The 10,297-nt window shown below is 64.2% G+C and carries 11 protein-coding genes; 9 read left to right on the top strand and 2 right to left on the bottom strand.

All coding sequences use genetic code 11. The annotated features are described in order from the left end of the window. The 6 genes from AC0YKC_RS29135 to AC0YKC_RS29160 form a co-directional block, all read left to right on the top strand. Positions 1-453 (top strand): 2-oxo acid dehydrogenase subunit E2 (locus AC0YKC_RS29135; protein ID WP_488513572.1); only part of this gene is annotated, 453 nt, incomplete at its 5' end. A gap of 112 nt (positions 454-565) precedes the next feature. After that, positions 566-1,204: an SGNH/GDSL hydrolase family protein gene (locus AC0YKC_RS29140; protein ID WP_488513573.1), complete on the top strand. Its 639-nt coding sequence runs from the start codon at positions 566-568 to the stop codon at positions 1,202-1,204. Positions 1,205-1,232: 28 nt separating this feature from the next. Next, positions 1,233-2,681 carry a dihydrolipoyl dehydrogenase gene (gene lpdA, locus AC0YKC_RS29145; RefSeq protein ID WP_488513574.1) on the top strand — a complete coding sequence of 483 codons (1,449 nt, stop codon included), beginning with the start codon at positions 1,233-1,235 and terminating at the stop codon, positions 2,679-2,681. 156 nt (positions 2,682-2,837) lie between these two features. Then, a complete protein-coding gene (locus AC0YKC_RS29150) occupies positions 2,838-3,095 on the top strand; it encodes a GlsB/YeaQ/YmgE family stress response membrane protein (RefSeq protein WP_320295576.1) in 258 nt (85 codons plus the stop codon). Between the two features lie 129 nt (positions 3,096-3,224). Continuing rightward, positions 3,225-4,190 carry a lipoyl synthase gene (lipA, locus tag AC0YKC_RS29155; RefSeq protein WP_320295577.1) on the top strand — a complete coding sequence of 322 codons (966 nt, stop codon included), beginning with the start codon at positions 3,225-3,227 and terminating at the stop codon, positions 4,188-4,190. A 6-nt stretch (positions 4,191-4,196) separates the two neighbouring features. Further along, on the top strand, positions 4,197-4,652 hold the full coding sequence (locus tag AC0YKC_RS29160) for a type II toxin-antitoxin system RatA family toxin (protein ID WP_488513575.1): 456 nt from the start codon (positions 4,197-4,199) through the stop codon (positions 4,650-4,652). On the opposite strand, the gene AC0YKC_RS29165 is transcribed toward AC0YKC_RS29160, so the two are convergent. After that, entirely contained in the window at positions 4,649-5,137 is a 489-nt protein-coding gene (locus AC0YKC_RS29165) for a CinA family protein (protein WP_488513576.1), read from the bottom strand. The two genes, AC0YKC_RS29160 and AC0YKC_RS29165, sit on opposite strands and share 4 nt — an antisense overlap. After that, on the bottom strand, positions 5,134-6,363 hold the full coding sequence (locus tag AC0YKC_RS29170; protein ID WP_488513577.1) for a bifunctional 2-C-methyl-D-erythritol 4-phosphate cytidylyltransferase/2-C-methyl-D-erythritol 2,4-cyclodiphosphate synthase: 1,230 nt from the start codon (positions 6,361-6,363) through the stop codon (positions 5,134-5,136). Before AC0YKC_RS29170 ends, AC0YKC_RS29165 begins: the two co-directional genes overlap by 4 nt. Before the next feature lie 250 nt (positions 6,364-6,613). Between AC0YKC_RS29170 and dusB the strand changes: the two genes are divergently transcribed. Genes dusB through ntrC form a run of 3 tightly spaced genes read left to right on the top strand, consistent with a single transcriptional unit; the run spans position 6,614 to position 10,238 of the window. Then, positions 6,614-7,642, top strand: coding sequence for a tRNA dihydrouridine synthase DusB (gene dusB / locus AC0YKC_RS29175; protein WP_488513578.1), 1,029 nt, complete (start codon positions 6,614-6,616; stop codon positions 7,640-7,642). Then, entirely contained in the window at positions 7,639-8,781 is a 1,143-nt protein-coding gene (locus AC0YKC_RS29180; protein ID WP_320295582.1) for a two-component system sensor histidine kinase NtrB, read from the top strand. The genes dusB and AC0YKC_RS29180 overlap by 4 nt, the downstream gene beginning before the upstream one ends. Continuing rightward, a complete protein-coding gene (gene ntrC / locus AC0YKC_RS29185) occupies positions 8,778-10,238 on the top strand; it encodes a nitrogen regulation protein NR(I) (protein ID WP_224509941.1) in 1,461 nt (486 codons plus the stop codon). The genes AC0YKC_RS29180 and ntrC overlap by 4 nt, the downstream gene beginning before the upstream one ends. The last annotated feature ends 59 nt before the right edge of the window (positions 10,239-10,297 follow it).

The raw sequence follows: 10,297 nt of genomic DNA on the forward strand, positions 1-10,297 counted from the left end.
GCCTCCTGGACGGACAGCGCCATGGTCAAGCACAAGCACGCCGATGTCGGCGTCGCGGTGTCGATCCCCGGCGGCCTGATCACGCCGATCATCCGCCATGCCGATGAAAAGACGCTGTCGGTCATCTCCAACGAGATGAAGGACCTGGCGAGCCGCGCCAGGAGCCGCAAGCTGAAGCCGGAAGAATATCAGGGCGGCACGACGGCGGTGTCCAATCTCGGCATGTTCGGCATCAAGGACTTTGCCGCCGTCATCAACCCGCCGCATGCGACGATCCTGGCGGTCGGCGCCGGCGAGGAGCGGGCGGTGGTCAAGAAGGGCGAGATCAAAATCGCCACCGTGATGTCGGTGACGCTCTCGACCGATCACCGCGCCGTCGACGGCGCGCTCGGCGCGGAACTGCTCGGCGCCTTCAAGCGCTTGATCGAGAACCCGATGAGCATGCTGGTCTAGGACGGGAAAGCGGTGCGGAAATTCTTCACCGGCCTTTTCGCCTTGTTCTTGCCGTCGGGCGGATCGCGCCGGCGGCCTAGTCGACCGGTGACGGCAGGGGTGTAGCAAAAGCATGAAGACGATTCTCTGCTACGGCGACTCTCTCACCTGGGGCTATGACGCCGGCAGTCTCGGCCGCCACGCGCTCGAAGATCGCTGGCCGAGCGTGCTCGGGGCTGAGCTTGGAGGTGACGTCGAGGTCATCGCTGAAGGTCTCAACGGCCGCACCACGGCCTTCGACGACCACCTGGCCGGCGCCGATCGAAATGGCGCCTGCGTGTTGCCGACGATCCTGACCAGCCATGCGCCGCTCGATCTCGTCGTCTTCATGCTCGGCTCCAATGACATGAAGCCTTGGATTCACGGCAATCCGGTCGCCGCCAAGCAGGGCATCCAGCGCCTGATCGACATCGTGCGCGGCCACGACTACCCGTTCGACTGGCCAGCGCCGCAGATTCTCATCGTCGCGCCGCCCGCCGTGACGCGCACCGACAATGCCGAGTTCAAGGAAATGTTCGCCGGCGGCGACGACGCCTCCAAGCGTCTGGCGCTGCAATATTCAGCACTTGCCGACGAGGCCGGCTGCGGCTTCTTCGACGCAGGCACGGTCGCCGTCACCACGCCGCTCGACGGCGTCCATCTCGACGCCGAGAACACGCGCAACATCGGTAAGGCGCTTGCGCCGCTCGTGCGCGTGATGCTCTCACTCTAACCTTCAGAAAGATCAGGGAGAAAACCCCGTGGCTGAATCCTACGACGTCATCATCATCGGCTCAGGCCCCGGCGGCTATGTGACGGCGGTGCGTTCCGCCCAGCTCGGCTTCAAGACGGCGATCGTCGAGCGCGAGCATCTTGGCGGCATCTGCCTCAACTGGGGCTGCATCCCGACCAAGGCGCTGCTGCGCTCGGCCGAGATCATGCATTATTCGGACCACCTCAAGGACTACGGCCTGAAGCTCGAAGGCGGCAAGGTCAGCCCAGACACATCAGCCGTGGTCGACCGTTCGCGAAAGGTGTCGCTGAGGCTCAACACCGGCGTCGGCTTCCTGATGAAGAAGAACAAGGTCGACGTCATCTGGGGCGAGGCGAAGCTGTCGAAGCCCGGCGAGGTCGTGGTTTCGAAGACGGCCAAGAAGCCGATGGAACCGCAGCCGCCGGTGCCGAAGGGCGTCAAGGGCGAGGGCACCTATACCGCCAAGCACGTCATCCTGGCGACCGGCGCAAGGCCGCGCGCGCTGCCCGGCATCGAGCCGGACGGCAAGCTGATCTGGACTTATTTCGAGGCCATGGTGCCGAAGGAAATGCCGAAGTCGCTGCTGGTGATGGGCTCGGGTGCCATCGGCATCGAGTTCGCCTCCTTCTACCGCACCATGGGCGCCGATGTGACCGTGGTCGAGCTGATGCCGGCGGTGATGCCGGTCGAGGACGCCGAGGTCTCGAAATTTGCGCAGAAGCAGTTCGAGAAGCAGGGCATGAAGATCATCCTCGAAGCCAAGGTGACCAAGGTCGAAAAGGGCGCCAATTCAGTCACCGCGCATGTCGAGATGAAGGACGGCAAGGTCGAGAAGATCACCGCCGACCGCATGATTTCCGCCGTCGGCGTGCAGGGCAACATCGAGGGCCTCGGCCTGGAGACGCTCGGCGTGAAGACGGACCGCGGCTGCATCGTCGTCGACGGCTACGGCAAGACCAATGTGCCTGGCATCTACGCCATCGGCGACGTCGCCGGCCCGCCCATGCTTGCCCACAAGGCCGAGCACGAAGGTGTGATCTGCATCGAGAAAATCGCCAATTTCCCGGGCGTACACGCCATCGACAAACTGAAGATCCCCGGCTGCACCTATTGCAGCCCGCAGGTCGCGTCCGTCGGCCTGACAGAAGCCAGGGCCAAGGCGGAGGGCAAGGACATCCGCGTTGGCCGCTTCCCATTCAGCGCCAACGGCAAGGCGATCGCGCTCGGCGAGGACCAGGGCTTCGTCAAGACCATCTTCGACAAGAAGACCGGGCAGCTTCTCGGCGCGCATATGGTCGGCGCCGAGGTGACCGAGCTGATCCAGGGTTTTGTCGTGGCGATGAACCTGGAGACCACCGAGGAAGAACTGATGCACACGATCTTCCCGCATCCGACGCTGTCGGAGATGATGAAGGAGAGCGTGCTGGACGCCTATGGCCGCGCTTTGAACGCATGATAAGTCACCAATCGGTGATAGATTGCCAATCGGTCATAGACGGCCAATCCGTGCTAACGTGGTCGGGCGAGACTCACACGCGGCAGCCGGAGAAAGCTGACGGCAAGGCAGTTCGTATCCGGATGCATTTTCACCTGATCGAGGAGGAATTGGCATATGCATATGAATGGCGTCGGCTGGATCACAGCCATCATCGTCGGCGGCCTGGCGGGCTGGTTCGCCGAGATGGTCATGAAGAGCAATACCGGCATCGTCATGAACATCATCATGGGCATCGTCGGCGCAGTCGTGCTCAACGCGATACTGCAGGCCCTCAATGTCGGGCCCTTCGGCGTCGGCTGGGTAGCCTATCTGATCACCGGCTTCATCGGCGCCTGCCTGCTGATCTTCGTCGGGCGGTTGGTGCGCCGCTGATCGCCGGCAAATGTCGCTATGCGAAAAAGGCCGTGGCGGCATGCGCTGCCGCGGCCTTTTTCTTTACCTCGAAAAGTCTTAGATGACGAAAGAGGCGGCCGTCGAAATAGCGGCCGCGAAGGGTTTGAGATGGTTACAGTCGTAGACACGATCGCCAGCCGGCCGCGCCCGCGGCATCCCGAGAAGGCGCACCGGCCCGACCAGGAGGTGCTGCGCAAGCCCGACTGGATCCGCGTCAAGGCGCCGGTTTCCAAGGGTTATGCCGAAACGCGCGAGATCGTGAAGTCGCACAAGCTGGTGACGGTGTGCGAGGAGGCCGGCTGCCCGAATATCGGCGAATGCTGGGACAAGAAGCACGCCACCTTCATGATCATGGGCGAGATCTGCACGCGCGCCTGCGCCTTCTGCAACGTCGCGACCGGCATCCCGACCGCGCTCGACCCCGACGAACCGGCGCGCGTGGCGCATGCCGTCAAGCAGATGGGGCTGAGCCACGTCGTCATCACCTCCGTCGACCGCGACGATCTGGCTGACGGCGGCGCGCAGCATTTCGCCGACGTCATCCGCGCCATCCGCGCGGCGACGCCCTCGACGACGATCGAGATCCTGACGCCCGACTTCCTGCGCAAGGACGGCGCGCTGGAGATCGTCGTCGCGGCCAAGCCCGACGTCTTCAACCACAATCTCGAAACCGTACCGTCGAACTACCTGACGGTCCGTCCGGGAGCGCGTTATTTCCACTCGATCCGGCTTTTGCAACGGGTCAAGGAACTCGATCCCTCGATCTTCACCAAATCCGGCATCATGGTCGGCCTCGGCGAGGAGCGGAACGAAGTGCTGCAATTGATGGACGATCTGCGTTCGGCCAATGTCGACTTCATGACCATCGGCCAGTATCTGCAGCCTTCGAAGAAGCACCATCCGGTGATCCGGTTCATCCCGCCGGACGAGTTCAAGTCCTACGAGACCATCGGCAAGACAAAGGGCTTCCTATTGATGGCATCGAGCCCGCTGACGCGCTCCTCGCACCATGCCGGCGAGGATTTCGCCAGGCTGCGCGCGGCACGCGAGGCGCAGCTCGCGAAGGCCAGCTGATTTTCAATGCCGAAATTCGAGGCGACACGCCGCGTCGCGCATACGCCGGAAGAGATGTTCGCGCTGGTGGCGGACATCGAGGCCTACCCGCAATTCCTGCCGCTCTGTGAATCGCTCGCCGTGCGCTCGCGCAAGGAGCGTGACGGCCGCACCATCCTGGTCGCCGACATGAGCATCGGCTACAAGGCGATCCGCGAGACCTTCACCACGCAGGTGCTGCTCAATCCGGCCGAGCATGCCATCGACGTCAAATACATCGACGGCCCGTTCAAATATCTCAGCAATATCTGGCGCTTCGACCCGGCCGAAAAAGGCTGCGAAGTGCATTTCTTCATCGACTACGAATTCAAGAGCCGCATCCTGGGCGCGGTGATGGGCACGATGTTCGACCGAGCCTTCCGCATGTTCTCGGAAGCCTTCGAGAAACGCGCCGACGTTATCTACGCGGCAAAACCGGCCTAACGCTCGCCCAGCGCCCGCAACCCGAGTTGCAGCGCATGCCGCACCGTTTCGTGCCGGATGAATTCACGGCCCTTTTGGCCGAACAATTGCTGTTCGGCGACAGTCGGCTGACCGGCAAGCGCGATCCCGAACCAAACGAGGCCGACCGGCTTGTCGGCTGAGCCGCCGCTCGGACCAGCGATGCCGGTGACGGCAAGCGAGAGGCTGGCTTGCGAATGTGCCAACGCGCCGGCTGCCATCTCCAGCACCGTCTCGCGCGAAACCGCGCCATGCGCGTCGAGCGTGGCGGCGGAAACGCCGAGCATCTCCATTTTGGCTTCGTTGGAATAGGTGATGAAGCCGCGATCGACCACGGCGGAGGAGCCGGCGATGTCGGTCAGCGCGGCGATGATCAGGCCGCCGGTGCAGCTTTCGGCCGTCGCCAGCATGATGCCGCGCTGCTGGCAGGCCTGGAGCAGAGCGATAGCGAGTTCGGCGTTGCTCATGCAGGCACCTCTCCCGGATAGACGACGCTGGCGGTGGCGATCGCGGCGATGCCTTCGCCGCGCCCGACAAAGCCCAGCTTCTCGTTGGTTGTCGCCTTGATCGAAATGCGCTCAGGCGCAATGCAGAGCATGGCCGAAAGCGCTTGCGTCATCGCCGCGCGATGCGGCCCGACGCGCGGCGCTTCGCAGATCAGCGTGATGTCGGCATTGGCGATACGGCCGCCACGCTCGCGCACCAGTCTTGCCGCGTGCTCGACGAAGATCTTCGAGGCCGCGCCCTTCCATTGCGGGTCTGAGGGCGGGAAATGCGTGCCGATATCGCCGGCGCCGCAGGTGGCGAGCAGCGCGTCGGTCAGCGCATGCAGCCCGACATCGGCATCCGAATGGCCAGAGAGCTTTCGCTCGTAGGGAATGGCGACGCCACAGAGCGTTACATGGTCGCCGGGCTCGAACGCATGCACGTCGTAGCCGTTGCCGGTGCGTATGTCCGGGAAGCGCTGCTGCGCACTGGAAAGCCGCTGGTCGGCCAATGCAATGTCCCTTGCCCAGGTGAGTTTGACGTTGTCCGGCGATCCGGGAACGATCTTGACCGGGATCTGCGCCCATTCAGCGATCGCCGCATCGTCGGTGAACTCCGTCTTGCCCAGATGATGCGCCTTCTCATGCGCGGCGAGCAGCGGCCAGAACGGAAAGCCTTGTGGCGTCTGCGCCGCATGCAGGCCGGCTCGCGACACCGTCTCGTCGATCATGCCGGTGGCCGATTCCCGCTTCAGCGTATCGGCGACGGGCAACGCCGGCAGCGCGCCCTGGCGCTCGCCGATGGCCTCGATAGTACGGTCGATCAGCCCGGTGTCGACGAACGGCCGCACGGCGTCATGCACCAGCACTTTTGCGGGCGCCTGATCCCTCAGCGCCAGGAGGCCGAGCCGGACGGACGCCTGGCGCGAAGGGCCGCCGATCACGGCGACAAGACGATCGCCATGCGCCTCGGCCGCGCGTTGGAAGAGTTCGGCGTCGTCGGCATGAATGGCCACGACCACGGGGCCGATCATCGGATGCGAGAGGAAGATATCCAGCGTATGCGCAATGACGGCGCGGCCGCCGATGCGCTGATATTGCTTCGGGCCGTCGGTCTGCCCGGCGCGCGCGCCACGGCCGGCGGCGACGATCACCACCCCGATCCCGCCGCTTGGGGACGCCGCTTGCTTTTCGCTTGCCTCGCTCATTCCGATCGGTCCTAGAGCCGGATGATTTCAGGGCGATTCGACCTGAAATCTGAATCCGTCTCTAAATCAAAGAAGTAGATGATGTCGGCCGAAAACCGCTCACACTTTTCGGCATCATGCTCTAGTCGCCGTGATGGCCGAAGGCCAGCTTTTTCCAAAATGCGCCTTAATGTGACGTCATTGCGCGTTGCACAATGCCACACTTCTGGCTAGAGAATGTGCAACGATCGAACATGCTTGGTTTTTGTGCATGGCTGAACTGACCACATTGGCATCGCCACTCGATGTCGGCGGCGTGAGAATCCGCAATCGCGTTTTCCTGGCGCCGATGTCTGGCATCACCGACGAGCCGTTTCGGCAACGCGCCCACGCGCATGGCGCGGGGCTGGTCGTTTCGGAAATGGTGGCAAGCGGCGAACTGGCCAAGGGCAGGGCCGGCTGCGACCTGCGCATCCGCCATTCCGGCCTGCCGGTGCATATGGTTCAGCTCGCCGGCCGCGAGGCCGTCCACATGGGCGAGGGCGCGCGCATAGCGGCGGGCGAGGGCGCCGATATCATCGACATCAACATGGGCTGCCCCGCGAAGAAGGTGACCGGCGGCTATGCCGGCTCGGCGCTGATGCGCGACCTCGACCATGCGCTTTCGCTGATCGAGGCGGTGGTCGGCGCCGTGTCGGTGCCGGTGACGGTCAAGATGCGGCTTGGCTGGGACGAAAGCGCGCTCAACGCGCCGATGCTTGCGCGCCGCGCCGAACAGGCCGGCGTCAGGATGGTGACCGTGCATGGCCGCACGCGCTGCCAGTTCTATCAGGGCAAGGCCGACTGGCGCGCCATCGCGCGCGTCAAGGAAGCCGTCTCGATCCCGGTGGTGGCCAATGGCGATGTCGGCTCGGCCGAAGAGGCGGCGACAATCCTCGAACAGTCCGGCGCCGACGCAGTGATGATCGGCCGTGCGCATTATGGCGCGCCGTGGACCGCCGGCGGCATTGCCACAGCCGCCGCCGGTGCAAGCGCGCAAGCTGTTCCGAGAACGCCGCAGGCGCTCGCCGACTACGTCATCTCGCATTACGAAGACATGCTCTCGCTCTACGGTATCGAAAGCGGCTTGCGCCAGGCGCGAAAGCATCTCGGCTGGTATCTCGACCGCCATGCTCCCGATGCGTCCGCCGAACAGCGCAAGCGCATTCTCACGTCCTTCGAGCCGGGCGACGTCGCCGCCGAGCTGCGCCGCGTACTCGGCGGCCGCGCGCAATCGACCAGCCTGCGGAGCGCGGCATGAAGGCAGACGTCCCACAGCCGGCTGGTATGGCGGATGCCGCCAATATCGTGCTCAACACCATTCGCCGCCCGGTCATCATGGTCGACCCCGACGGCTTCATCACGTTCGCCAATGCCGATGCCGAGGACTTCTTCCGCTCCAGCGCGACCATGCTCGCCCGCAACACGCTCTCCAAGCTGGTGCCGTTCGGCAGCCCGTTGCTGACGCTGGTCGACCAGGTGCGCGAGCGGCGCGCGCCGGTCAACGAATACCGCGTCGACGTGTCGTCGCCGCGGCTTGGTATCGAAAAGATGGTCGATCTCTATGTCGCGCCGGTGCCGGAGTTTCCAGGCTCCATCGTCGTCATGTTCCAGGAGCGATCGATGGCCGACAAGATCGACCGTCAGATGACGCATCGCGGTGCCGCGCGCTCCGTCACCGGCCTTGCCGCGATGCTCGCGCATGAGATCAAGAACCCGCTCTCCGGCATCCGCGGCGCCGCTCAGCTGCTCGAGCTTTCCGCCTCCGACGAGGACCGCGCGCTGACCCGCCTGATCACCGACGAGACCGACCGCATCGTCTCGCTTGTCGACAGGATGGAGGTGTTCTCGGATGAGCGGCCGATCGAGCGCTATCCGGTCAACATCCACGTCGTGCTCGATCATGTGAAGGCGATTGCCAAGAACGGTTTTGCAAGGCGGATCAAGATCTTGGAGGAGTATGATCCATCATTGCCTCCGGTCTTCGCCAACCGCGACCAACTGATCCAGGTCTTCCTCAATCTGGTGAAGAACGCCGCCGAGGCGATCGGCGCCGACCCGCAGGGCGAGATCATGCTGTCGACGGCCTTCCGCCCCGGCATCCGCGTCTCGGTGCCTGGAACGCAGGACCGGGTCTCGCTGCCGCTGGAATTCTGCGTGCATGACAACGGGCCCGGCGTGTCCGAAGACATCCTGCCGATCCTGTTCGATCCATTCATCACCACCAAGCCGAACGGCTCCGGACTTGGCCTGGCGCTGGTCGCCAAGATCGTCGGCGAGCATGGCGGCATCATCGAATGCGATTCGACACCGCGCGGGACGACGTTTCGCATCCTGCTTCCAGCCTGGAAGGAAGCCGCGCCCGGCGTTGGCGACGAAGCTGAAGGAGACCGCACATGAGCGCTCGCGGCAATATTCTGGTCGCCGACGACGATGCGGCCATCCGCACCGTGCTCAACCAGGCGCTGTCGCGGGTTGGCCACGAGGTGCGCGTCACCTCGAATGCCTCGACGCTGTGGCGTTGGGTGGCGGCGGGCGAGGGCGACCTCGTCATCACCGACGTGGTGATGCCCGACGAGAACGCCTTCGACATGCTGCCGCGCATCAAGAAGGCGCGGCCCGAACTGCCCGTCATCGTCATGAGCGCCCAGAACACCTTCATGACCGCCATCCGCGCCTCCGAGACCGGCGCCTATGAATATCTGCCGAAGCCGTTCGACCTGACCGAGCTGCTCAACATCGTCAACCGGGCGCTTGCCGAGCCGAAGCGGCCGAAGCTCGATGCCCGCGCGGAAGACCAGCCCGAGACGATGCCGCTGGTCGGCCGGTCGGCCGCCATGCAGGACATCTACCGCATGCTGGCGCGCATGATGCAGACCGACCTCACGGTCATGATCAGCGGCGAGTCCGGCACCGGCAAGGAGCTGGTGGCGCGCGCGCTGCACGAATACGGCCGCCGTCGCGGCGGTCCGTTCGTGGCCATCAACATGGCGGCGATTCCGCGCGACCTCATCGAATCAGAACTGTTCGGCCATGAGAAGGGCGCCTTCACGGGCGCCCAGAACCGCTCCAGCGGCCGTTTCGAGCAGGCCGAGGGCGGCACGCTGTTCCTCGACGAGATCGGCGACATGCCGATGGAAGCGCAGACCCGGCTGCTGCGCGTGCTGCAGCAGGGCGAATACACCACGGTCGGCGGCCGCACGCCGATCAAGACCGACGTCCGCATCGTCGCGGCCACCAACAAGGACCTGCGCACGCTGATCAACCAGGGTCTCTTCCGCGAGGACTTGTTCTACCGCCTCAATGTCGTGCCGCTGCGGTTGCCGGCACTGCGCGAGCGTTCCGAGGACATTCCCGACCTGGTGCGGCATTTCTTCAAGCAGGGCGCCAGCGAGGGCCTGCAGACCAAGCGCATATCGTCCGGCGGCATCGAGCTCATGAAACGCTATCCCTGGCCGGGCAACGTGCGCGAGCTTGAAAATCTGGTGCGCCGGCTGGCCGCCCTCTATTCGCAAGACGAGATTTCATCGGAGATCATCGAATCGGAACTGAAAACCGGCGAAAGGCCGGTCGTGCCCGACGGTGGCGCGCTCATCCCCGACGATCTGTCGATCGGCCAGGCGGTCGAGCATTTCCTGCAGCGTTATTTCGCCTCCTTCGCCGGCGAATTGCCGCCGGCCGGGCTTTACCAGCGTATTCTTGCCGAGGTCGAGTATCCGCTGGTGTTGGCTTCGATGACGGCGACGCGCGGCAATCAGATCAAGGCGGCGGAGCTTTTGGGGCTCAACCGCAACACGCTGCGCAAGAAGATCCGCGAACTCGGCGTCAACGTCTACAAATCGGCCAGGCAGCCCTAGAGCCGGATGATTTCAGGTCGAATCGACCTGAAATCTGAATCCGGCTCTAAATCAAAGAG

The organism is Mesorhizobium sp. CNPSo 4661 (assembly GCF_057784215.1).